The sequence below is a fragment of the Collinsella sp. MSK.8.10 genome, assembly GCF_019041915.1.
In the GTDB taxonomy this organism is placed as follows: domain Bacteria; phylum Actinomycetota; class Coriobacteriia; order Coriobacteriales; family Coriobacteriaceae; genus Collinsella.
Map to the genome: position 1 here is coordinate 87,170 of NZ_JAHPYF010000004.1, position 21,890 is coordinate 109,059.

The following is a 21,890-nucleotide window of genomic DNA, read 5'->3' on the forward strand; positions in this document are numbered from 1 at the left end:
CGCTGTGGTTGCGCTCGCGCTGGACATAGGGGAGACCAGGATTGGCATCGCCGTCTCGAGCCGTGATGGCAAGATGGCGATGCCTGTCAAGGTGCTTCCGGCTGCCGAGGTCACCGGTATGGCCAAGACGTTCCGCTACCTGGTTGAGGACTATGAGCCCGACATCCTGGTAAGCGGACGTCCCCTGACCATGGCCGGTGAGCCCGGCCCTCAGGCCGAGCGCGTTGCCGCTGTGGCGCAAAAGATTGCCGACGAGCTCGATCTTCCGTTGGAGTTTGAGGACGAGCGTCTGTCCTCGCAAGAGGCCAAGCGTATCCTGCGCGAGCAGGGACTCAACGAAAAGCAGATGAGGGGCAAGATCGACATGATTGCCGCCAGCCTGTTTTTGCAGACGTGGCTCGATCGTAAAAACGAGGAGGTTTCGCATGCCTAGTGCTTCCGATCCGCGCCAGTCGAATCGTACACAGCAGCCGGCGTCGCGCCCTGCCCAGCCTGGCCAGCGTCCGGCACAGCCGACGCAGCGCGCAGCTCAGCCTGCCGCGCGCCCGGCGCAGTCCTTCTCTCGTTCGGCCCAACCTGTTCAACGGACGGGTCAGCAGCCTTCTGCTCGTTCGGTTCAGCATTCGGCTTCTCACGCGTCTCAGCAGCCCACTGCTCGTACGGCCCAGCCTGCAGGCGGCACCCGCTTTAAGCAGCAGGCACCTACCCAGCGAACGCAGGCCCCCCAATCGCATTCGCATCACGCTCGTGGTTCGCATGGCGTTGCTCCGGCGACCCGCTCGAGCTACAACACGCATGCTCGTCGCGGTGCTCAAAAGAAAAGCTCCCCGGTGCCTATGATTATCGGTGGCGTTGTTGCCGTGCTTGCGCTTGTCGCGATCGTTTTCTTTGTCGTGCCAGCCGTCAAGGGCTTCTTTGGCGGTGAGGGTGCGAAAGTCGTTGCAGGCCAGCAGGTTACTATCACGATTCCCGATGGTGCCTCGGGTGACAGCATCGCTTCGATTCTCTCCGAGAACCATATCGTAGAAAATCCCAAGGATTACTATGCGGCGGTCAAAAAGCTCAACGCGGATATGTCGCTCAAGCCCGGCACCTACTCGTTCACCACGCTCATGGACGCGACCAAGGTCGTTCAGCAGCTCATGGAAGGCCCCAACGCGGGCTCCAATGCGCTGACTATCCCTGAGGGCCTGACGGTCGATCAAGTCGCCGACCGTGTGGCCCAGGCCTACGACAGCATCTCTAAGGAAGACTTCCTCAACCAGGCCAAGGCCTCCAACTACGTGGACGACTATAGCTTCCTTAAGGGCGCCGCTAACGACTCGCTCGAGGGTTTCTTGTTCCCCAAGACCTATTCGTTGGGTGATTCGCCGACGGCCGATGGCGTGATTCGCGCTATGCTCGATCAGTTTAAGACCGAGTACAAGTCGCTTGACTTTGCGAGCTGCGAAGCCAAGATCAAGGAACGCTATGGCGTGGAGATGTCCGACTACGACATCGTCAACTTGGCCTCTATCGTTGAGCGCGAGGGCCTCAACGCCGACCAGCGCGCGCACGTGGCCTCGGTCTTCTACAACCGCCTTGCCGGCAAGCTCGATGGCCTGCGCTATCTCAACAGCGATGCGACCATGATGTATGTCACCGGTGGCGAGGTTACCGCCGACGACCTGCAGAGCGATAGTCCGTATAACACCTATAAGCATGAGGGCCTGCCGCCCACGCCCATCTGCTCTCCGTCGCTCGAGGCGCTCAAGGCCACCCTTGAGCCGACCGACTCTGATGACCTGTATTTCTACATTACGCAGGACGAGGAGTACTTCTCGCAAACCTACGAAGAGCATCAACAGTCTTGGAATTAGCATGAGGATTTTTAGCCCCAAACGTTACGTTGCCTCGGTCGATCGCATCGACCTTAATACCCTGTGGGCCGACGGCAAACGCGCCATTCTGCTCGATCGCGATAACACCTTGGTGCCGCGCGACACCGAGCAGGTTCCCGCCGCGGTTTCCGCTTGGCTCGACGCCGCCCGCGCCAAAGGTTTTAAGCTGTGCATGGTGTCCAACAACTGGCATCGCGACCAGGTCATGAGCTCTGCACGCGAGCTGGGACTCGAGGCCATTAGCCACGCCATGAAGCCGGCGCCGTTTGCCCTCAAGGCGGGTCTTAAGCGCCTCGGCGCCACGGCCGACGAGGCGGTGCTGATCGGTGATCAGCTCTACACTGACGTGTGGAGCGGCAACTTCGCCGGCGTCGATACCATCCTGGTAAAGCCGCAGGCGACGCAGGACCTGTGGTATACGCAGATCTTCCGTATCTTTGAGCGCCGGGCCCTGCGCGACCTTCCCTGCGAGGAATAGGTCTCGTCATGTCCCAGCACACCAAACACGGCTGCGACCATATCTTCTTTATCGGCTTTTTGGGCGCGGGCAAATCGACGCTCGCGCGCAACGTCGGCACTATGTTCAAGCGGCGTTTTATCGATACCGACCGACTGGTCGTGCGCCGTTGCGGTAAGTCGGTAACCGAGATTTTTGAGACCGAGGGCGAGGATCGTTTTCGTGAGCTCGAGACCTCGGCGCTCCGTTCGCTCCAAAGCGAGCGCAGCCTGTTGGTTTCGTGCGGGGGCGGCATTGTCGAGACGCCGGTGAATATTGAGCTGATGCACGAAATGGGTACGTGCGTGTACCTCGAGGTCGACTTTGAGGATTCGATTCGCCAGATTCGTCGGTCCGACACGCGCCCCGATTTCCGTTCGCCCGAGCATGCCGCGCGCCTGTTTGAGCATCGCCGTCCGCTGTATCGCCAAGCCGCCGACCTTACCCTTGATATTCGCAACAAGTCCTTCGAGGACGTTTCCTACCTTTGTGCCGAGATGCTTTTGGAGCGTGGGCTGCTATGATTCGCCGTCAACTGATCAATTTCCAAAACCGCAGTGTCGATGTCCGCGTCGGATTGGGCGCGTTCGATGAGCTGTCGCGCATGTTTTCCTCGGCTGTGGGCAAGCCTAAGCGCGCGATGGTGGTTTGGAACGACGCCACATCTGAGCGCTTTGGCGAGGTTGTTGAGCATGCGCTCGTCGACGCCGGCTTTGCTGTGTCGCTGCTCGTCCTCGATGTTTCGCCTGCCGGTGCTACGCTGGCCGATGCCGATACCGTCTTTGGCGCCCTTTCGGCTAACGGCATTACCTGCGACGATCTCGTTGTCGCTGTCGGCGACACAGCGACCTGCTCGGTTGTTAGCTGGTGCGCCAACCAGTGGTGCGGCCGAACCGAGTGCGCGCTGCTTCCGACGACCTTCGATGCCATGCTCACGGTCGCGACGGCCATGAAGCCGCTCGTCGCCTCGTCGGCCAATGCGCTTCCCGCCATCTCGTTCCGTCCCGAACCGGGCTTGGTCGTGTGTGACCTCGACCTTGTTCGCGAGGCGGACCCCGAGGACCTCAAGCTCGGCTATGTGGTACTTGTTGGCACCATGCTTTCGAGCAGCAAGTCCCGCTGGAATCAGTTTACCGAGACCGTCCCCGAGATTCTCGCGGGCGAGGAGGTCGCGCTCGTCAATGCCGTTCAATGGTCTCAGACTGCCCGTAAGGACGTACTGATGGCCACGAACCCGAGCGCCCGCCATGCGCTCGATTTTGGCAAGACGGGGGAGCGCACCCTGCGCGTCTGCTTGGGCGATGCCGCTTCGCAGGTCCCTGCCTACCAGCTGTTGTCCGAGGGCATGCGCTTTGAGGCGCGCCTTGCCCACGACGCCTGCGACTTCGATATCGATTACGTTTTTGAGGTCGATGACTGCCTGGAGGACTTTGGTATCGAGGAGCTTGCCTTCGATCTGGAGCCTGCCGCATATATCGAGGAGTTCCGCAGACAGCAGTTTGTCCGCTCGAACCGCAGCATGTTGCCGCTGCCCGCGGCGCTCGGCGCCATTCGCCTAACGAGCGTCGAGGACGAGGTTCTTGAGCGCCATGCTCATGCCTACTTGGCTTCTCGCAAAGAACTTCTCTAAGATTTATTGACTTCCATCGTCTTTCGTATCATTTTGAGGGACGGGTTTTCAATCGGTTGCGGATCGCGTGCGAATCCGCCTTTCGATCGAGGCCCGTCCCGCTTTAATGAGGACAACAAGAAAGGAATCTGCATGTCTGAGTTTGCTGCCGGTCCTGCCGGTCGTATCGAGCGTGTCCGTGCCCTGATGGCCGAGCGCGGCTACGACGCCATCGTCGTGCGCGACGAGGCCAACCTCCGTTGGCTCACGGGCGTGAAGGGCGTCTTCGACTACACCTTCGAGTTCCCGCACGCCGCGTTTATTACGGCCGATCAGTGCCTGTTCCACACCGACTCGCGCTATCTCAACAGCTTTGAGGAGAACACGCCCGCCGGCAGCCCCTGGGTCTACGACATGGACGAGGGCACCATCCCCGGTTGGGTCGCCGGCAAGATCGCGGCTAACAAGTGCCGTGTCTGCGCCGTCGAGGACGACATGCAGATTAACTTCTACCAGGGTATCCAGCGTGGTCTGGAGGATCGCTCCGTCGCCTGCATGTTGCCGTTGATGCACGACGACATCCGCAAGATGCGCGCCATCAAGGATGCCGAGGAGATCGAGCTCATGCGCCACGCACAGTCGATCACCGACGCCGCCTTCCAGCACATGCTCGGCTATATTAAGCCCGGTATGACCGAGAAGCAGGTTCGCAACGAGCTCGAGAACTTTATGTTCGCCAACGGCGCCGACAGCCTTGCCTTCGGCTCCATCGTGGCGAGCGGTCCCAACACCGCCAACCCGCATGCCGTCCCGAGCGACCGTGTCATCGAGAAGGGCGATTTCGTTCTCATGGATTACGGCGCGGGCTACTGCGATTATCGTTCCGACATGACGCGCACCGTCGTGATGGGCGAGCCTACCCAGGAGCAGCTCGACCTGTACGCGCTCGTGCGCCGTACGCACGAGGAGTGCGTCGCCGCCATCCATCCGGGCGTCGAGGGCAACGACATTTTCAAGCTTTCCAAGAAGATCATCGGCGATGCCGGCTATGGCGATTACTACAACCATGGCCTGGGCCACGGCGTGGGCATCGACATCCATGAGCTGCCCAACTTCAACCGTAGCAAGAACATCATTGAGGTCGGCTCGGTTATTACCATGGAGCCCGGCGTCTACCTGCCCGGTGTGGGCGGCGTGCGCCTGGAGGACTACGGCGTGGTCACCGAGAACGGCTACGAGCCCTTCACCAAGACCCCGCACGACCTGCACGTCATCGACTGCTAGCCCATTTCGATAGATTTTTGGGGCGGGGCGTCCGGAGCAATTCGGACGCCCCGCGTTCTCTTTTTATGCGCTCGCTGCAGGCGCCGTCTGCAAGTGTATAATTTCGGTCGTATGTAATTTGGACGCTTGTGCGTTCTGCCCATAACAAGAAAGGTCGCTATGCCTACCATTTCTACCGCCGACTTCAAGAACGGCCTCGGTCTCCGCATTAAGGACAAGGTCTACACCATCGTCGAGTTCCAGCATGTCAAGCCGGGCAAGGGCGGCGCGTTTGTGCGCTACAAGACCCGCGACATCAAGAGCGGCCGCGTCGTCGAGAACACCTGCAACGCCGGCACCAAGTTCGAGAGCGTCATGCTCACCACCCGTGAGTTCCAGTACCTCTACAACGATGGCACCGACTACATCTTCATGGACAACGAGTCCTATGAGCAGGTTCCCGTTCCCGAGGACATGGTGGGCGAGAACTCCAAGTGGCTGCGCGAGAACGACATCTGCCAGCTGCTCTTCGCCGACGATGAGCTCATGGGCGTGACTCCGCCGATGTTCATCGAGACCACCATCGTCCAGACCGACCCGGGCTTTAAGGGCGACACCGTCCAGGGTTCCACCAAGCCGGCCACGATCGACACCGGCGCTGTCATCCAGGTCCCCATGTACCTCAACGAGGGCGAGGTCATCAAGGTTGACACCCGCGACGGCAAGTTCGTCTCCCGCGTCTAGCAACCAACTCTTCTAGGAGGACTCATGCCCCAGGAAATCAAGATTGACGGCATCGGCATTTCGCCCGATGTTCTGACCGCCATCGTCTCGCGCGCCGTGTCGGATGTCGAGGGCATCGCCTCCGTTGGCGTCAAGGACCTTGCCACCAACCTTGTCTCCATGATGCTTTCGTCCAAGGCCCCGGCTTCCGAGCCGGCGGTCGAGGCCGAGGTCGTTGGCGACAAGCTCGCACTCACCGTGCGTGTCGTGGTGTTCTTTGGCTATCCGTTCAAGAAACTCGCCGAGGCCGTTCGCGCCGCCGTGGTCGCCGCCATCGATGCTCAGGTGGGCGTCGAGGTCGAGCGCGTTGACGTTTGCATCGACGGTCTCGTTTTCCCCAAGGAGTAACCTTTGAGCCTTAAGGTTTATCGCGGGCGTACGCTTGCCCGCAGTCAGGCGCTGCAGCTGCTGTTCCAGGCCGAGGCCACGGACAGCCCGCTCGAGCGCGTCCTCGAGGGTGATTTCCTGATCTCGAAGAGTCCCCTCGATCCCTATGCGCTGGAGCTGTGCCGCGGTGCCTATGAGCATATCGATCGCATCGACTGCGCTCTGCGCTCCGTTGCCAAGAACTGGGATCTTATGCGCATGCCCGGCGCCGACCGCAATCTGCTGCGTATCGCCGTTTACGAGATGCGTTTCCTCACCGACGAGGAGGTCTCGGACGCCATCGTAATCAACGAGGCCGTCGAGCTTGCCAAGGCCTATGGCACCGACCAGTCCGCGTCGTTCGTCAACGGCGTGCTGGGCAAGATCGCTCGCAGCGAGGAGCTGCCGGGCGAGGACCTGTACCAAGAGCTGCTGGCCGAAGATCGCGCTCGCGAGGAGGCCCAGGCTGCCGAGGCTGCCGCCAAGGTTGCGGTTGCCCAGGCTGAGGCCGGCGTGCTGGCCGAGGATGCGGACGCCGCCGAGGCTGTTGTCGACTCCGTCGAGGAGTAGCTATGCCAGAGGGTTCCGTCCGCAACTTCGACGAGATCTCGGACCGCTTGGACCAGATCATCGCTACCGTTCGTTCCAAGGATACCTCCTTGGAACGTTCGCTCGATTTGTTTGACGAAGCGATAGAGCTGGGCTCCCGCGCGGTCGATATGGTCGACAAGTTTGAGCTTACGCCGCGTGAGGCCGACAAGCTCGAGCAGGAATATGATGAGGATGCGGCAAACGAATCCCAGGATAGCTAGGCCGCATCTCCGGATACGAATGGTTGATGGCATTCATGAAACGCGTGCGTCTTGATGACGAACTGATTTCACAGGGCATCTGCGCCGATCGCGCGGATGCCCTTCGCACTCTTATGGCCGGCTTGGTCTCGAGTGGCGGTGAGCGCTTGACTTCGCCGGGTCTTAAGGTGATGCCTGGGCTGCCGCTGCACGTGAAGGGGCGCATTCCCTATGTTGGCCGCGGCGGTCTTAAGCTCGAAGGCGCGCTTGATGCGTTTGGTATCAATCCGACGGGCCTTGCCTGTTTGGATGTGGGCTGCTCTACCGGGGGTTTTACCGATTGCCTGCTCAAGCGCGGAGCTGCGACCGTTGTCTCTGTGGACGTGGGTCGCGCCCAGTTCGATTGGTCGTTGCGTCAGGACGATCGCGTGACGCTGCATGAGCGCACAAACGTGACGCAGCTGCCTGAGCTTGGCTATGCCGGCGCCATCGACCTGGCTGTGTGTGATGTCTCGTTTACCAGCATCGCGAACATTATCGATGCGGTACTGGCGTGCCTGGTGCCTACGGGTGCATTCTGCACGCTCGTAAAGCCGCAGTTTGAAGCTCCGGCGGCGCTGGTGGGCGAGGGCGGCATTGTGACCGATCCCACCGTGCGCCGCGATACACTCGTTGCGGCAGTTGAACTCTTTGCTGCCAAGGGGCTGTTCCCGGTCGATGTGTGCGTGTCACCCATTCATGGTGCCAAGGGCAACGTTGAGTTTTTCCTGTACGGCATGAGGTGTGCCCCCGGCGGACGTACCGACGATGAGCTGCAATCCCAGGTATCGGTTTTGAGCGAGAAAGCTGCAACGCTATGAAGGTCTTTCTGGTTCCCAATTACTACAAGCAAGAGGCGGTCGAGAGCGGCCTGATACTCGAGCTTTGGCTGACGCGCCAGGGCTATGAGGTCGCATGGGCTGCCGACCAGCGATCGAAGATTCAAAGCACGCCTGATATTGACGGCTCCGATCTGGTCATTACGCTCGGCGGTGACGGTACGTTGCTGCGCGCTGCCCGCATCCTCAACCATCGCGAGATTCCTATCCTCGGTCTTTCCTATGGTCACCTGGGCTTTTTAACTGCTGCGAGTCCCGAGGAGCGCGACATTCTGCAGGTCGTAAGCGACGCCCTGTCCGGCGAGCTTCATGTGAGCCGTCGCGCCACCATCGCTGCGGATATCGTGTCCGTGCGCGAAGACGGTACGAAGGATGTCGTGCGCACGTTCGCCCTCAACGACATGGCGCTTACCCGAGGTCCGCTGTCCGATATGGTCGAGTTCGACATCACGGTGTCGGGCCACCATATCGACCGACTGCGTGGCGACGGTGTGGTCGTGTCCACGGCGACTGGTTCTACGGGTTACGCGCTCAGCGCCGGTGGCCCCATCGTGAGCCCCGATTACACGGGCATGGTCTGCGTGCCCATCGCTCCACATACCATTCAGGCTCGCGCTTTCTTGACTTCGCCGAGTGATGTCGTTGAGATCTTTATGTCCGATGATCGCCCGAGCGTGCCGGCTATCGCCATCGACGGACAGTTTATTACCTGCGATGGCACGGTCGAGAGCGTGGCTGTGCGTCGCGGGCCCGGAGATGTGCTGCTGCTCGATTATGGCCCCGAGAGCTTCTATAACTCGGTGAGCCGCGTATTCTACGGAGTCCGTCATGATCGATGAGCTGCAGGTTTCTAACATTGCACTCATTCGCGAGGCGACGCTGGTGCCGAGTGCCGGCCTGACTGTCCTGACTGGCGAGACCGGTGCCGGCAAGACCGCGCTGCTCTCGGCCCTCAAGCTTATTTTGGGCGAGCGTGCGGATTCGTCGACGGTGCGCGAGGGCGAGGCACTGGCGAGCGTCGAGGCGCGACTCTTCGACGGGCCGCACGACACGGAGGGGTTCACCGTACAGCGCAGCCTTTCTGCCGAGGGCCGCAGCCGCGTGAAGATTGACGGTCGCATCGCCAGTGTGCGCGAGCTTTCGGAGCGCGTTGGCGTGATGATGGATCTGTGCGGCCAACACGAGCATCAGCGCTTGCTCGACCCGGCGCATCACGTTGCGATGGTCGATGCCTGGGCGGGACGCTCTGCGCTCGAGGCGCTGGATGCGTACCGCGCCTGCTTTAAGGCATCGCGTGCTGCCGCCAAGGAGGTTCGACGTGTCGAAGAGGCCTCGCGTGCGCAGGGGAGCCGCGTCGAGGAGGCGCGCTTTGCCCTCGAGCGCATCGGCGAGGTCGACCCCAAGCCGGGCGAGTATGAGGAACTCGAGGAACTGCTGCCGCGCTCCGAACATGCCGAGGTACTGGTTGCCACGGCCAATGATGCCCATGCATCGCTTGCCTCCGAAGGGGGAGCGCTCGATGCCGTGAACAGCGCCGTGGCAGAGCTTTCCCGTATGGCTACCGTCGATCGCAAACTGGGCGACATTGCCGATGCGCTTTCGGATGCCTGCATCTCCCTTGAGGATTGCGCGAACGAGCTTCGTGCCTATCGCGATGGCGTCGCCTTCGACCCGCGCGAGCTCGCTCGCATGCGTGAGCGGTATTCCGACCTCAAGGGCCTGTTGCGTCAGTGGGGTCCCACCATGGACGATGTTTTTGCTATGCGCGATCGCTCGCAAGAGCTGCTGTCCCTGGTCGATGATGGCGATGAGCAGATCAAAAAGGCGCGTGAGGCACTCGGGAGCGCTGAGCGCGAGTTGTTTGCCGCTGCCAAGGCACTTAAGCGCGCTCGCAATACGGCGGCCCCGCGCTTCTGCCACGAGGTTGGCCGCCAGATGGCGCGCTTGGAGATGGGTAGTGCCGAGCTCGTCTGGGAGTCGCGCGATCTTCCCCGTGCTGAGTGGACGCCCGTTGGTCCTTCGAGCTACGAGCTGCTATACCGCAGCGGTGCCGGCTTGACGCCACGTCCCCTTCGCCGCATTGCGTCGGGCGGCGAGCTCAGCCGCGTCATGCTGGCAAGCAAGGTTGTCCTCGGTAACGCGGACGGTGTTGATACGTTGGTGTTTGACGAGGTCGATGCTGGTGTCGGTGGCTCCACGGCGCGTGCACTTGCGGGCGTGCTGACAGATCTCGCCGCTACGCATCAGGTGATTGTCGTAACCCACTTGGCGCAGGTTGCCGTCATGGCCGACAAGCATTATGTCGTCAGCAAGGAACCGGGCGATGTTCCCCAGACGCATTTGGACGAGGTAACCGGCGAAGCGCGTATCGCCGAGATCGCCCGCATGTTGAGCGGCGATCAGTCCGAGGCAAGCTTAGCGCATGCCAAGCAGATGCTCGAAGAAGCTCGAGGTTAGGTCGTATCAGCGGTGTTGGTGGGACAAAATAGACTGAAATTTTTGTCCCACTACGCGTTTTACTCAACGACCTTATCCGGCTGGATGAGCTCCTCGTAGTAGCTGATATGCTCACGCGCGTCTTCAATCTCGGGCAGCAGGAAGTTGTAGATGACTTCGATGATCATCGTGGCGCTGATCTTAGAGAACGCAAAGTCGCCCGTCGTCAGCAGCGCTTCGTGGTTGACGGTATTAAAGGTGTAGTCTGCCAGACGCGCGAGCGGGGATTTGCTGTCGCTGCTGATGACGACTACGGTTGCGCCGCAGTTGCGAGCCGCTTTTGCCATGCGATTCAGTCGGCGCGATTTGCCGGAGTTTGAGATTAGCACGATGACGTCACCCGGGCGTAACGTGAGCGCAAAGCCGATTGATGTCTCGCTAATGGTGCTCGCCATGCAGCGCAGGCCCAGCTGCGAAAACTTAAACGTCGCATCGAGCGCGACCGCGTTCGTATTGCCCACAGCCGCAAACTCAATAACCCCTGCATGCTTAAGGGCATGCACAACAGCCGCCAGCGTATCGTGGTCGATTCCGTCGATGGTCGCATTAAGCTCGCTCACCTTGGCAGCCAGGATGTTCTTGAGGCTCTGCTCCATATTGTCGAGCGAGACCTCGTCGGTCAGGCCCTCGTTGCGCTGGCTTTCCAAATCCCTCGCCAACGAAAACTGAAAGCTGCGGAAGCTGCCAAACCCAAGCTTGCGGCAGAAGCGCGAAACGGTCGCCTCGGACGTGGCAGCGGCGCGTGAGAGCTGAGCCGCCGTGAGGCGTGGAGCCTCGGACTGGTGCTCCAATATATAGTCGACAATGCGCTGCTCGGACTCGCTGTATCCCTGGTGGGTGCTAATGAGGGAAAGTGCGCTCTTGCTACTATCGGTCATGGATGGCTCCTGGTTGGCATGAAAATCTAATTTGATTTGCAATGCCATAGTATACGGGCATTTTCAATTACAAGATACACCTTGCCGTTTCAAGTGTTGATGGTAAACTTTCACTTACCGTTTACGGTTATGAAAGAACCTTTCACCGGAGAATTGCACCTTGTCTCTTCTCACGCGGACGGTAGGTTGGTATCTTTCAGTTGTGGAAAAATGCGCATCGAAGCGCGTGTAGGGGAGCGCCCGCGGGCGCTGTACTCAAGAAGGAGGGACACATGGCTAAGTTTGACATCATCGCCGCGACCGGTTGCCCGACCGGCATTGCGCACACCTTCATGGCGAAGGAGGCGCTGGAGAAGGCAGCTGCCGAGCGCGGTCTGACCATTAAGGTCGAGACTCATGGCCAGGTCGGTGTCGAGAACGAGCTCACCAAGAGTGAGATCGCTGGTGCCAAGGCCGTCGTCGTCGCAGCCGACAAGGATGTCCAGGCTGAGCGTTTCGCCGGTAAGCCCATGGTTTCCGTTGGTGTTTCCAAGGCCCTGTCCGTTGAGGCCGCCGGTAAGCTGATTGACCGCGCGCTCGCCGCCAAGGGCGACAGCACGGTTGCAGCCGCTGCCGATGTCGAGGACGAGGTCGAGGAGAAGGAGTCCATCGGCCACATCATCTACAAGCACCTCATGAACGGCGTCAGCCACATGCTGGTCTTCGTCGTTGCCGGTGGTGTTCTGACCGCCATTTCGTTCCTGTGGGGCATTACGTCCTTCGATTCGACGGCGTCTGACTACAACAGCTTTGCTGCGATGCTCAAGATCATCGGCGGCATCGCCATGAACCTCATGGTTCCGGTGCTTTCCGCCTACATCGCCGAGTCCATCGGCAAGCGCCCGGCGCTCGTCCCCGGCTTTGTTGCCGGCATGATCGCCATCCAGGGCCTGCCTGTTAACGCCGAGACCGGCATGATCGACGCCGGTGGCGCCGGCGTGGGCTTCGGCTTCCTGGGCGGCATCGTCGGTGGCTTCCTCGCCGGTTATGTCATCCTGCTGCTCGAGAAGGTCTTTGCCGGTCTGCCCAAGAACCTGGACGGCCTCAAGGCTATCTTCCTGTACCCGCTGTTCTCGACGGCTATCGTCGGCCTGGTCATGCTCGGCATTTCCGGCCCCATGGCTGCCATCAACACCGCCATGATGGACTTCCTCAAGGGCCTGTCCGCCTCTGGCGCCGTTGTCCTGGGTCTTGCTATCGGCTGCATGTGCGCCTTTGACATGGGTGGCCCGGTCAACAAGGCTGCTTATGTCACCGGTACCGCTATGCTCACCGAGGCTCTGGCCGCCGGTGTTGGCACCGATACCTACAACTTCGGCACCAACTTCATGGCTGCCGTCTCCGCCGCCTGCATCGTTCCGCCGTTGATCACCACCTTCGCCGTCGTTGTCGGCAAGAAGTACTTCAGCCAGGAGGATCACGACGCCGGTGTCGTCAACCTCATCCTTGGTTGCACCCACATCACCGAGGGCGCCATTCCGTTCATGACCAAGAACATCTGGCCCGTCATGCCCATCATGATGCTCGGTTCCTCTATCGCTTCGATCCTGACCATTATGTTCAACGTTCACGATCCGGCGCCCCACGGTGGCTTCCTGGTCCTGCCCGTTGTCGAGAACGGTCCGCTGTGGGTCCTCGCTATCCTCATCGGCGCCGTGATCGGTGGCATCCTGTTCGTGGCCTTCAAGAAGTACGACTTCGAGAAGAACCATAAGGCCGCTCCTGCAGCCAAGCCGGTTGAGGCCCCCAAGGCCGCTGCCGTCGAGGCCCCCAAGGCCGAGGCTTCCGACTTCGTGAAGGTCGAGAACGTCTTTGTCGCCGAGGACTTCGCTTCTCGTGACGAGGCCTTGAGCTTTGTTTCCAACCAGGCCGTCAAGGCCGGTATCGCCGGCGACGCCGACGCCGTTATGAACGCCTTCCTGGCCCGCGAGGCCGAGGGCACCACGGGCATGATGGAGGGCTTCGCTATTCCGCATGCCAAGTCCGACGCCATCACCGAGGCTGCCGTCATCGTCGTCAAGGACGACTCTGGCGTGACCGGTTGGGACACCATGGACGGCGCTCCCGTCAACGTTGCCATTGCCCTGCTCATCCCGGGCGCTCAGGCTGGCACCACGCACCTCAAGATCCTGTCCAAGGTCGCCGAGGCGCTCATGGACGAGGACTTCCGTGCCACCGTCAAGGGTTCCACCGACGCCGCCGAGATCGCCAAGACGATCAACGCCCGCCTGGTCTAATCCAGCAATACGCGAATACCATCGCCCTCTGCACAAAAGGCGAGGACTCCACTAGGAGCCCCCGCCTTTTTTCTATCCCTCCCATAAGTTGCGGTGAAATAGGGACTGTTTAAACGATTCAACCCCAAATTCAGTCCCTATTTCACCGCAACTTATAAAAGGGCATAGAGGGGGCTGCCTATCGAGTCTTTGTCGCGAACAGTTCATCAGCCAGAATTCTTTTCAGCCGATATTACTCTGGATCGACCGAGTTTCCGCAGCTTGCTCGCCCACAGGGGGCCGGGCGCGGCCTGCGAGATTTATCGCGAGTTCCGCACGAGCCGAAGAGCACTTAATGTGCTCTTCGTGCGAGCAGGACTGTAGAGCAGGAAATCTCACTGGCCACGCCCGGCCCCCTGTGGGCGAGCAAGCGGACGACAAACACATCTGTCCAACAATTCGTGCGAAACATAATGAAAAACAGTTTGATGTGAGTTAATATAAACAACGTCGTGAATCTGACTCCTGCCACATGCTTGACAGGGGTTAAACACAAAAAGGAGTCAACTATGGTTTCTGAGAAGGCTACTCTCGTTAATCCTCAGGGTCTGCACATGCGTCCGGCTGGTCTGTTCGCCTCCACCATGGGCAAGTATGCCTGTGACGTGACGGTCGTTACCCCCGAGAAGGAGGTTAACGGCAAGTCCCCGATGGCCCTCATGGCTGCTGGTATCCCCTGCGGTACCGAGGTCGAGGTCAAGTGCGACGGCGCCGACGAGGCCGAGGCTCTGGCTGCTGCCATCGAGCTCATCAAGAGCGGTCTTGGCGAGTAGAACTCAAACGGGTCGCATGTTGAACAACTAAGTTCATATTTGGGGGCGCAGTGACCTGTTGTAAGGTAACTGCGCTCTTTTGTCATGGATATGGCAAAACGCTTTATCACATGACACGGAGAGAGGAATGGGAATGTATCAGGGAGTCAACGCTTCCGAGGGAATCGGTATCGGCACCGTCATGGTCGCCGTCGATCCCGACTTGACGTTTGAGCCGCACGAGGTTGCTGATTCGGCAGCAGAGAAGGAGCGCTATCAGTCCGCTCTTTCGGTCTTCTGTGAGAAGACCCAGGCTCAGGCCGACCACATGAAGGAGACGGTGGGCGAGGCCGAGGCCGAGATCATGAGCGGACACATTGTCCTGGCTCAGGACCCGGGCATGACCGACGCCATCAACGCCGCCATTGACGGCGGTACCTGCGCCGAGCAGGCGCTCATGGACACCTCGACCATGTTCGAGAACATGTTCCTGTCCATGGACGACGAGATGTTCCGTCTGCGCGCGGCCGACATCGCCGACATCCGCACCGGTATTCTGGCCGAGCTGCTGGGCAAGGAGGTCGTTGACCTCTCCGTCCTGCCCGAGAACACCGTCGTTGTCGTGCACGACCTCACGCCGTCCATGACCGCCACGATCGATAAGGCCCACGTTGCCGGTATCGTCACCGAGACCGGTGGCCGCACGTCGCACTCCGCGATCATTGCGCGCGCCCTCGAGATCCCGGCTGTCCTTTCGGTTTCCAACAGCTGCACCGCGCTGCGCAACGGTATGACCGTTGTCGTCGACGGTGGCAAGGGTATCGTCGAGGCCGATCCCGACGAGGAGACGCTCGCTGCCTACACCGCCAAGGCCGAGGCCTTCGCTGCCGAGAAGGCAGCCCTCGAGGCCTTCCGTGGCAAGCCGTCCGTGACTGCCGATGGCATCAAGAAGATCATCGCCTGCAACATCGGTAACCCCGATGACGTGCCCAACGCGCTCGATCACGACGCCGAGGCTATCGGTCTGTTCCGCTCCGAGTTCCTGTTCATGGACTCCGCTGAGCTTCCTTCCGAGGAGGAGCAGTTCAACGCCTACCGTAAGGTCGCCAGCGCGCTCAAGGGTGCTCCTGTCATCATCCGTACGCTCGATGTGGGTGGCGACAAGGAGATTCCGTATCTGCACATGGTCAAGGAAGACAACCCCTTCATGGGCTTCCGCGCTGTGCGTTACTGCCTGGCCAATCCCGACCAGTACAAGGTCCAGCTCCGCGCTCTGCTGCGCGCTAGCGCCTTCGGTGACGTCAAGATCATGATCCCGCTCGTCACCTGCGTCGAGGAGGTCTTGGCTGTCAAGGAGCTCGTCGAGCAGTGCAAGGCCGAGCTGACCGAAGAGGGTCGCAAGTTCAACGAGAACATCGAGGTCGGCATCATGGTCGAGACGCCCGCCGCTTCGCTGCTCGCAGACCGTCTGGCCGAGGTCGCCGACTTCTTCTCCATCGGCACCAACGACCTGATCGGCTACACCATGTGCGCCGACCGTGGCAACGACACCATCTCCAACCTGTACCAGGTTTACTATCCCGCCGTGCTCCGCTCGCTCAAGAACATCATCGAGAGCGGCGTGAAGGCCGGCATCATGGTCGGTATGTGCGGCGAGGCCGCTGCCGATCCGCTGCTCGAGCCGCTGCTGATCAGCTGGGGCCTGGAGGAGTTCTCGATGAGCGCTCCGTCGATCCTGCGCGCCCGCAAGACCATCAGCCAGTGGACCAAGGCCGAGTGCGACGAGCTCGCCGAGAAGGCGCTCGCCTGCAACACCGCCGCCGAGGTCAAGGCACTGCTCGAGTCCGCAGCTCGCTAATTTGGTATCAGAGGTACCCGCGTGGTTGGAATGGGCCGGCCACGCGGCCCTCACATATACAGGGGGTACTGTAAATGTTCTACACGCTAACCGCTAACCCGGCTGTCGACATGACGGTTTCGAGCTCTCCGCTCGAGCCCGACGAGAACGTCCGCACCGGCTCGGCCAGCTACACGGCTAACGGCAAGGGCCTCGACGTGTCCTTCGCCTTTAAGAAGATGGGCGTCGACACCGTCGCGCTCGGCTTCTTCGCCGGCTTCACGGGCAAGTTTATCGTCGAGGAGGTCATGAACCTGGGTTGCCTGTGCCGCCCGGTCTGGACCGACGGTATCACGCGCATCAACACCTACGTCAACGATGGCCAGCACGAGTACGGCATCCTGAACCCCGGCGCCCCGATCACGCCGCAGCACCAGGAGGAGCTCTACAACATCCTGGACACCGCGGGCGATCTTGAGTGCCTGATTGTCTCCGGCTCCGTGCCTCCCAAAGCTACGCCCGACTTCCTGGCTCAGGTCATGGAGCACGCTCAGGCTCGTGGCGCTGACGTCGTCCTGGACCTGTCCTCCGACAAGCTCAAGGAGCTCGCTCACAAGAAGCCGCTGCTCATCAAGCCGAACCATCACGAGATGAAGGCCATCTTCGGCGTGCCGGTCGATACCGACGACGAGGTTCGCGTTGCCATGAAGATGGCTCACGACGCTGGCGTTCAGAACGTGCTGCTCACCCGCGGTAGCCGCGGCGACGCTTACTTCTCCAACGGCGAGGACATCTGGTACGCCAAGCGTGAGTTCAACATCAAGCTGGTTTCTTCCGTCTGCGCCGGCGACTGCACCCTCGCTGCGTTCCTGCACAAGTGGTACAGGGATCGCGACAACGTCGAGGAGGCCATGAAGCTCGCTATGGCCACCGGCGCCAACGTTGCCGAGTCCGTCGGCATTGGCGACTTTGGTCACGTCGACGAGTACAGCAAGCGCGTTGCTGTCCGCAAGCTCGATCGTCAGTAATCGGAACGCGACATATTCGTGCGCATGCGGCGCCCCGGTTTCGGCCGGGGCGCCTTTTTTGTTCCGCCATGGGGGAGAGGTGTCCTGCCGTACTTCATCGCTTCCACACCGTTCACCGAGTTGTCCTAGCCATTTGTCTATGCGTGGAATATACTTTCATTAACACGTTGCTTCGTGAAAGGAACATTCATGATTTACACGCTCACTGCAAATCCCGCCATTGATTACAACATCGCCTGTGACGGCCTTGACGCCAATACCGTCACGCGTACCCGCAATGCCGTCTACACGCCCAACGGCAAGGGCCTCAACGTCTCGTTTACGCTTGACCACTATGGTGTCGACACCACGATCCTGGGTTTCTTCGCCGGCTTCTCGGGCGAGTTTATCGTCAAGGGCGCCGAGGCCCTGGGCGTGCCCGTCAAGCCCGTGTGGACCGACGGCATCACGCGCGTCAACGTGTTCCTCAATGCCGGCCCCGACACCGAGTACAACATGGTCAACGCCGGTGCCGCTATCAACGAGGCCAACGAGCAGGAGATGTTTGAGCTCATCGATTCACTCGATGACATGACCTGTCTGGTCATCAGCGGCTCGCTGCCTCCCAACACTTCCGAGGGATTCCTGGCCGAGGTCCTGCGTCGCGTCAAGGCCAAGGGGGCCGAGTTCGTCCTCGATATCTCGAGCCATCAGCTGGCAGACCTCATTGCCATGGAGCCGCTGCTGATCAAGCCCAATGACGATGAGCTGCTCGACATCTTTGGCATTAAGGTGAGCGGTGGCGACGACGAGTCCGTCAAGGGCGCGATGGCCGAGCTGCACGCCAAGGGCGCCAAGAACGTGCTGCTGACCCTTGGTGGCGCCGGTGCGTACTTCTCCAACGGCGAGCACATCTGGTTTGCCAAACGCACCTTCGACGTCAAGCTGCTGTCGACGGTGTGCGCCGGCGATTCCTCGCTGGCTGCCTTCCTGTCCGTATGGCACGACGCCCCCGAGCGCGTCGAGGATGCCCTGCGCCTTTCGATGGCTACCGGCGCCAACGTGGTCGAGTGCCCGGGCCTGGGCGACTTTGCCAAGGTCGAGGAGTATAAGAAGGGCATCGCTATCCGCGAGGTCTGCTAACTCCGGCCTAAAGCTTGAGTATTTCGAGTGGTTCGCATCCGTCTTGGCAACAGGACGGATGCGTTTTTGTTTATCGGACTTGCGTGTGCAGGGGAGGCTGTTTCTTGCTAGACTTCTTGCAGATGCAATCGACAACCAATTTGATAGCCGCAGGAGGCCACAGGTATGTGCAATGTTTCGCTCAACGGTACGCACCCGACCGATGCCTCCCTGCGAGTGCTGCGTGCGCTCGAGGCGGCTGGTCTTGAGGCTTGGTACGTGGGCGGTTGGGTGCGCGACGCCCTGATGGGGTGCTCCAGCCACGATGTTGATATGTGCTGTAGCGGCCTGTGGCAAGAGTCCAAGGCGGCGCTCGAGGCCGCTGATATTGCGGTCGTGGAGTCGGGCATTAAATTTGGCGGAATCACGGCTATTTCCGATGGCGAGCGTATCGAGGTCACCACGTACCGTCTGGATGGCTTCTATACCGATGGGCGCCATCCTCAGAGCGTCGAGCGCGCCGCCTCGCTCGAGGACGATCTGGCGCGCCGCGACTTTACCGTCAACGCCATGGCCTGGCATCCCGAGCGCGGGCTTGTCGACCGCTACGACGGCCAGGGTGACTTGGAGTGCAAGCTGATTCGCGCTGTCGGCGATCCCAAGCGTCGCTTTAACGAGGACGCCCTGCGCATGCTGCGCGCGGTGCGCTTTGCCTGCCGCCTGGACTTTATGATTGAGCCCGAGACCAAGCGTGCGCTTGCCGAGTGCGCGCCGCTGCTCGATGCCGTAGCGCGCGAGCGTGTGGGTATTGAGCTCGAGGGCATTCTTTCGACCGGTCACGGGGGAGACGCCATGTTGCGCTACCCTGAGCTCATCTGCGCCGCTGTGCCCGAGTTGGCAGCGGGTCGCGGGTTTGATCAGCGAAGTGTCTACCATGCGTTTAACGTCTACGAGCATATCGCCCGTGTGCTGACGGTGGCAGGGGAGCTGGCGCTGTGCGACGGCGTCGCGCCATCGTCGAGCCTTATGTGGGCGGCGTTTTTGCACGATGTCTCCAAGCCCGAGTGCTTTACGGTCGATCACGCCGGCAGCGGACACTTCTACGGTCATCCCGAGCTCGGCGCCAAGAAAGCGCGCGTCATTATGGATCGCCTGGCTCTCTCGCACGACCTGGTGCGCGACGTGTGCCTGCTCATCAAATATCACGACAAACCGCTGCGTCCCGAGCGATCCTGCCTGCTCAATATGATGTGCGCGCTTTCTGGCGAGGGCGTCGACACGGCCCGTCTGATTGACGAGCTCATGGACCTTAAGCGTGCTGACACGCTCGGCAAGGCCCCGTCGTGCTTCTATTACGTTGAGACGATTGAGGAGATGCGCGCGATGGCGCACGAGCTGCTGAAGGCAGGGGAGCCCTATACGCTCAAGATGCTCGCCATCAACGGCGGCGACCTGATCCGTGCCGGAGTCAAGCCTGGGCCGGAACTGGGTCAGCTTCTCAACTCCGCCCTCGACGCCGTGATCGAAGACAACATTCCCAACGATCGCGAAGCTCTTTTGGTCCATCTCAACTTGAATTAGCTACCCAGTTTACCTGCGTGTTCCATAACCTGCCGACAATTTTTCGGCAATTTGGAATTTCTTCTTGCGCTGACGTTTTTTGTCCCGTAATATATTTCCTCGCAGCACGGCAGTGCAGATGTCATGTGGCCCGTTCGTCTAGCGGTTTAGGACGCCGCCCTCTCAAGGCGGAGATCACCAGTTCGAATCTGGTACGGGCTACCACTTCTTTTCTGCTGATTTCTATGGCCCGTTCGTCTAGCGGTTTAGGACGCCGCCCTCTCAAGGCGGAGATCACCAGTTCGAATCTGGTACGGGCTACCACGCATCTGATACCCGGACTTCCCATGGAAGTCCGGGTTTTTTGTTATCAAACAACCGTCTGCAATTCCCGTTTGAACCAGAGCTTTGCGTTCTGTCTATGGCCCTTACGGGTACAATATCCAAGATATTTTGATTGTTAGAAGGAGTCTCATGACGGAGTCCTCTCAGCATACGTCTAAGCCCCAGGTCGAGGTTGAGGCCTCGGGCGGAGATGACAATAAGAGTGCACGCCGCGGCGCCATCTTTATCGGCGTCGTGCTGGTTGGTTATATCGTCTATCTGGTGGTAACCGGGCAGATGGGACAGTTTTGGGCCGCTATGTCGAGCGTCCAGGCGTCTTGGCTCGTTGTCGCGTGTCTTTGCATGTTCATGTATCTGTTCTTTGGCATTGTGGCCTATGCGATCGCTGTCTGGCTCGACCCCAATTCACCCGTCGGCATCCGCGACCTGATCTCGGTCGAGGCGAGTGGCATCTTCTTTGGCAACCTGACGCCCATGATGATGGGCTCGACTCCTGCCCAGATCTACCGCCTGACCAAGGCGGGCCAAAATGTCGGCGAGGCTGGCGCCACGCAGTTCACGCGCTTTATCGTGTACCAGTTTGGCCTCGTTGCCTGGGGCGCTATCCTACTGCTTGCTCGCATGCCGTTTTTTGCCGAGCGCTATGGCGACATGACGCTGCTGTGCGTCTTTAGCTTTGGCGGGCACTGCTGCATCTTGCTGGGCATCTTCGCCGTCGCGCTCATGCCTAAGACCGTCACGCGCGTCGCCCATTGCATCATCAATTGGCTCGAGCGCATAGGTGTCTCGGCCACTAAGATCGAGGGATGGCGCACGTTTGTCGACGGCGAGATCTACTCCTTCTCCGAGAAGTTCAAGCTTTCGGCCGGACATTTTTCTTCCATGCTGCTCACCGTGTTTATCACCATGCTGCAGCTTGCGTTTTTCTATCTGGTTCCGTATTTCCTGATGCTTGCTTTTGGCCACCACGAGGTCGACTTTTTTTCGGTCATGGCCGCGAGCGCCTTTGTCCAGCTGCTGAGCTCTGCGGTTCCCTTGCCCGGTGGAACTGGTGGCGCTGAGGGCGGCTTTGCATTGTTCTTGGGTCATTTCTTTGGGTCGGCTTCGACCGCCGGCTATCTGCTGTGGCGCCTCATTACGTTTATTGCGCCGACCATTTTGGCTGCGCCCCTGCTGGGCCTTAAGAGCGCCCACAACGAGAGCATCCATGCGCGCTGGGATCGCGTGATGCGCAAACTCGGCCGCACGTCTCAGACGCCCTCTGCGCCCACTAAGCCGCACCCCACGAATGCTGTTACCGTTGACCCCAAGAAGCACGCTCAGAAGGCTTCTGGGGTCGCTAAGCCGGCTCATAAAACCTATGTGCGCCAGACAGGCGACGGTATTCGCGTATCTCCGTCGGCACTCAATAAGAAGAAGCACCCTAAGTCGAAGTAGGGTAGTCGTGCGTTCTTCATGATGCGGGGCATATTTGTGCTGTATGGGGGATAATCCTCTTACGTAGATTATCTC

Annotated in this window: 21 protein-coding genes and 2 tRNA genes; 22 read left to right on the top strand and 1 reads right to left on the bottom strand. The window is 60.2% G+C overall.

Translation table 11 applies throughout. The features are described from left to right. Positions 1–4: 4 nt before the first annotated feature. The 13 genes from ruvX (at position 5) to KTF55_RS05880 (ending at position 10,523) form a co-directional block, all read left to right on the top strand. Entirely contained in the window at positions 5–433 is a 429-nt protein-coding gene (gene ruvX, locus KTF55_RS05820) for a Holliday junction resolvase RuvX (RefSeq protein ID WP_035138185.1), read from the top strand. Next, the gene (gene mltG / locus KTF55_RS05825; RefSeq protein ID WP_226790719.1) at positions 426–1,859 is read left to right on the top strand and encodes an endolytic transglycosylase MltG; all 1,434 of its coding nucleotides are present in this window, start codon (positions 426–428) and stop codon (positions 1,857–1,859) included. Before ruvX ends, mltG begins: the two co-directional genes overlap by 8 nt. 1 nt (position 1,860) lies before the next feature. Further along, positions 1,861–2,358 carry a YqeG family HAD IIIA-type phosphatase gene (locus tag KTF55_RS05830; protein ID WP_117786909.1) on the top strand — a complete coding sequence of 166 codons (498 nt, stop codon included), beginning with the start codon at positions 1,861–1,863 and terminating at the stop codon, positions 2,356–2,358. Positions 2,359–2,366: 8 nt separating this feature from the next. Next, positions 2,367–2,900: a shikimate kinase gene (locus KTF55_RS05835; protein ID WP_217107873.1), complete on the top strand. Its 534-nt coding sequence runs from the start codon at positions 2,367–2,369 to the stop codon at positions 2,898–2,900. Beyond that, positions 2,897–4,006 carry a hypothetical protein gene (locus tag KTF55_RS05840; RefSeq protein WP_217107874.1) on the top strand — a complete coding sequence of 370 codons (1,110 nt, stop codon included), beginning with the start codon at positions 2,897–2,899 and terminating at the stop codon, positions 4,004–4,006. The genes KTF55_RS05835 and KTF55_RS05840 overlap by 4 nt, the downstream gene beginning before the upstream one ends. A gap of 132 nt (positions 4,007–4,138) precedes the next feature. Then, positions 4,139–5,269, top strand: a complete 1,131-nt coding sequence (locus KTF55_RS05845) for a Xaa-Pro peptidase family protein (RefSeq protein WP_217107875.1) — start codon at positions 4,139–4,141, stop codon at positions 5,267–5,269. A gap of 159 nt (positions 5,270–5,428) precedes the next feature. Next, on the top strand, positions 5,429–5,992 hold the full coding sequence (gene efp, locus KTF55_RS05850; protein ID WP_006233983.1) for an elongation factor P: 564 nt from the start codon (positions 5,429–5,431) through the stop codon (positions 5,990–5,992). A 24-nt stretch (positions 5,993–6,016) separates the two neighbouring features. Further along, positions 6,017–6,379 (top strand): Asp23/Gls24 family envelope stress response protein, encoded by a 363-nt coding sequence (locus KTF55_RS05855; RefSeq protein WP_006233982.1) that lies wholly within the window; start codon positions 6,017–6,019, stop codon positions 6,377–6,379. 3 nt (positions 6,380–6,382) lie between these two features. Further along, positions 6,383–6,967 (top strand): transcription antitermination factor NusB, encoded by a 585-nt coding sequence (gene nusB, locus KTF55_RS05860; RefSeq protein WP_217107876.1) that lies wholly within the window; start codon positions 6,383–6,385, stop codon positions 6,965–6,967. Positions 6,968–6,969: 2 nt separating this feature from the next. Next, positions 6,970–7,209: an exodeoxyribonuclease VII small subunit gene (locus tag KTF55_RS05865; protein WP_006233978.1), complete on the top strand. Its 240-nt coding sequence runs from the start codon at positions 6,970–6,972 to the stop codon at positions 7,207–7,209. Between the two features lie 35 nt (positions 7,210–7,244). Further along, positions 7,245–8,048, top strand: a complete 804-nt coding sequence (locus KTF55_RS05870) for a TlyA family RNA methyltransferase (RefSeq protein WP_217107896.1) — start codon at positions 7,245–7,247, stop codon at positions 8,046–8,048. Beyond that, on the top strand, positions 8,045–8,905 hold the full coding sequence (locus KTF55_RS05875) for an NAD(+)/NADH kinase (RefSeq protein WP_217107877.1): 861 nt from the start codon (positions 8,045–8,047) through the stop codon (positions 8,903–8,905). The genes KTF55_RS05870 and KTF55_RS05875 overlap by 4 nt, the downstream gene beginning before the upstream one ends. Then, positions 8,895–10,523: a DNA repair protein RecN gene (locus tag KTF55_RS05880; protein ID WP_217107878.1), complete on the top strand. Its 1,629-nt coding sequence runs from the start codon at positions 8,895–8,897 to the stop codon at positions 10,521–10,523. Before KTF55_RS05875 ends, KTF55_RS05880 begins: the two co-directional genes overlap by 11 nt. A gap of 59 nt (positions 10,524–10,582) precedes the next feature. On the opposite strand, the gene KTF55_RS05885 is transcribed toward KTF55_RS05880, so the two are convergent. Then, positions 10,583–11,440 (bottom strand): MurR/RpiR family transcriptional regulator, encoded by an 858-nt coding sequence (locus tag KTF55_RS05885; protein WP_226790721.1) that lies wholly within the window; start codon positions 11,438–11,440, stop codon positions 10,583–10,585. 272 nt (positions 11,441–11,712) lie between these two features. Here KTF55_RS05885 and KTF55_RS05890 point away from each other — a divergent pair, with 272 nt between their 5' ends. From KTF55_RS05890 to KTF55_RS05930, 9 genes are all read left to right on the top strand, one after another. After that, the gene (locus tag KTF55_RS05890; RefSeq protein ID WP_217107879.1) at positions 11,713–13,716 is read left to right on the top strand and encodes a fructose-specific PTS transporter subunit EIIC; all 2,004 of its coding nucleotides are present in this window, start codon (positions 11,713–11,715) and stop codon (positions 13,714–13,716) included. Between the two features lie 548 nt (positions 13,717–14,264). Then, the gene (locus tag KTF55_RS05895; RefSeq protein ID WP_022094575.1) at positions 14,265–14,528 is read left to right on the top strand and encodes an HPr family phosphocarrier protein; all 264 of its coding nucleotides are present in this window, start codon (positions 14,265–14,267) and stop codon (positions 14,526–14,528) included. Positions 14,529–14,661: 133 nt separating this feature from the next. After that, positions 14,662–16,365, top strand: coding sequence for a phosphoenolpyruvate--protein phosphotransferase (gene ptsP, locus KTF55_RS05900; RefSeq protein WP_035138206.1), 1,704 nt, complete (start codon positions 14,662–14,664; stop codon positions 16,363–16,365). 74 nt (positions 16,366–16,439) lie between these two features. Further along, positions 16,440–17,372 carry a 1-phosphofructokinase family hexose kinase gene (locus KTF55_RS05905; RefSeq protein WP_006233969.1) on the top strand — a complete coding sequence of 311 codons (933 nt, stop codon included), beginning with the start codon at positions 16,440–16,442 and terminating at the stop codon, positions 17,370–17,372. A 189-nt stretch (positions 17,373–17,561) separates the two neighbouring features. Continuing rightward, a complete protein-coding gene (locus tag KTF55_RS05910) occupies positions 17,562–18,494 on the top strand; it encodes a 1-phosphofructokinase family hexose kinase (protein ID WP_217107880.1) in 933 nt (310 codons plus the stop codon). Positions 18,495–18,659: 165 nt separating this feature from the next. Beyond that, positions 18,660–20,054: a CCA tRNA nucleotidyltransferase gene (locus KTF55_RS05915; RefSeq protein ID WP_217107881.1), complete on the top strand. Its 1,395-nt coding sequence runs from the start codon at positions 18,660–18,662 to the stop codon at positions 20,052–20,054. 127 nt (positions 20,055–20,181) lie between these two features. After that, positions 20,182–20,258: transfer RNA gene (locus tag KTF55_RS05920), tRNA-Glu, on the top strand. 22 nt (positions 20,259–20,280) lie between these two features. Then, positions 20,281–20,357 (top strand) — tRNA-Glu (locus tag KTF55_RS05925). Positions 20,358–20,507: 150 nt separating this feature from the next. After that, complete coding sequence (locus KTF55_RS05930; protein ID WP_217108446.1) at positions 20,508–21,815, top strand: lysylphosphatidylglycerol synthase transmembrane domain-containing protein; 1,308 nt, start codon at positions 20,508–20,510, stop codon at positions 21,813–21,815. The last annotated feature ends 75 nt before the right edge of the window (positions 21,816–21,890 follow it).

Coding starts and splice junctions, on each gene's coding strand:
- KTF55_RS05890 (WP_217107879.1), top strand. CDS start 11,713: ATGGCTAAGTTTGACATCATCGCCGCGACCGGTTGCCCGACCGGCATT.
- mltG (WP_226790719.1), top strand. CDS start 426: ATGCCTAGTGCTTCCGATCCGCGCCAGTCGAATCGTACACAGCAGCCG.
- KTF55_RS05895 (WP_022094575.1), top strand. CDS start 14,265: ATGGTTTCTGAGAAGGCTACTCTCGTTAATCCTCAGGGTCTGCACATG.
- efp (WP_006233983.1), top strand. CDS start 5,429: ATGCCTACCATTTCTACCGCCGACTTCAAGAACGGCCTCGGTCTCCGC.
- KTF55_RS05875 (WP_217107877.1), top strand. CDS start 8,045: ATGAAGGTCTTTCTGGTTCCCAATTACTACAAGCAAGAGGCGGTCGAG.
- KTF55_RS05905 (WP_006233969.1), top strand. CDS start 16,440: ATGTTCTACACGCTAACCGCTAACCCGGCTGTCGACATGACGGTTTCG.
- KTF55_RS05930 (WP_217108446.1), top strand. CDS start 20,508: ATGACGGAGTCCTCTCAGCATACGTCTAAGCCCCAGGTCGAGGTTGAG.
- KTF55_RS05835 (WP_217107873.1), top strand. CDS start 2,367: ATGTCCCAGCACACCAAACACGGCTGCGACCATATCTTCTTTATCGGC.
- ptsP (WP_035138206.1), top strand. CDS start 14,662: ATGTATCAGGGAGTCAACGCTTCCGAGGGAATCGGTATCGGCACCGTC.
- KTF55_RS05855 (WP_006233982.1), top strand. CDS start 6,017: ATGCCCCAGGAAATCAAGATTGACGGCATCGGCATTTCGCCCGATGTT.
- KTF55_RS05880 (WP_217107878.1), top strand. CDS start 8,895: ATGATCGATGAGCTGCAGGTTTCTAACATTGCACTCATTCGCGAGGCG.
- KTF55_RS05910 (WP_217107880.1), top strand. CDS start 17,562: ATGATTTACACGCTCACTGCAAATCCCGCCATTGATTACAACATCGCC.
- KTF55_RS05840 (WP_217107874.1), top strand. CDS start 2,897: ATGATTCGCCGTCAACTGATCAATTTCCAAAACCGCAGTGTCGATGTC.
- KTF55_RS05885 (WP_226790721.1), bottom strand. CDS start 11,440: ATGACCGATAGTAGCAAGAGCGCACTTTCCCTCATTAGCACCCACCAG.
- KTF55_RS05870 (WP_217107896.1), top strand. CDS start 7,245: ATGAAACGCGTGCGTCTTGATGACGAACTGATTTCACAGGGCATCTGC.
- KTF55_RS05865 (WP_006233978.1), top strand. CDS start 6,970: ATGCCAGAGGGTTCCGTCCGCAACTTCGACGAGATCTCGGACCGCTTG.
- KTF55_RS05915 (WP_217107881.1), top strand. CDS start 18,660: ATGTGCAATGTTTCGCTCAACGGTACGCACCCGACCGATGCCTCCCTG.
- KTF55_RS05845 (WP_217107875.1), top strand. CDS start 4,139: ATGTCTGAGTTTGCTGCCGGTCCTGCCGGTCGTATCGAGCGTGTCCGT.
- KTF55_RS05830 (WP_117786909.1), top strand. CDS start 1,861: ATGAGGATTTTTAGCCCCAAACGTTACGTTGCCTCGGTCGATCGCATC.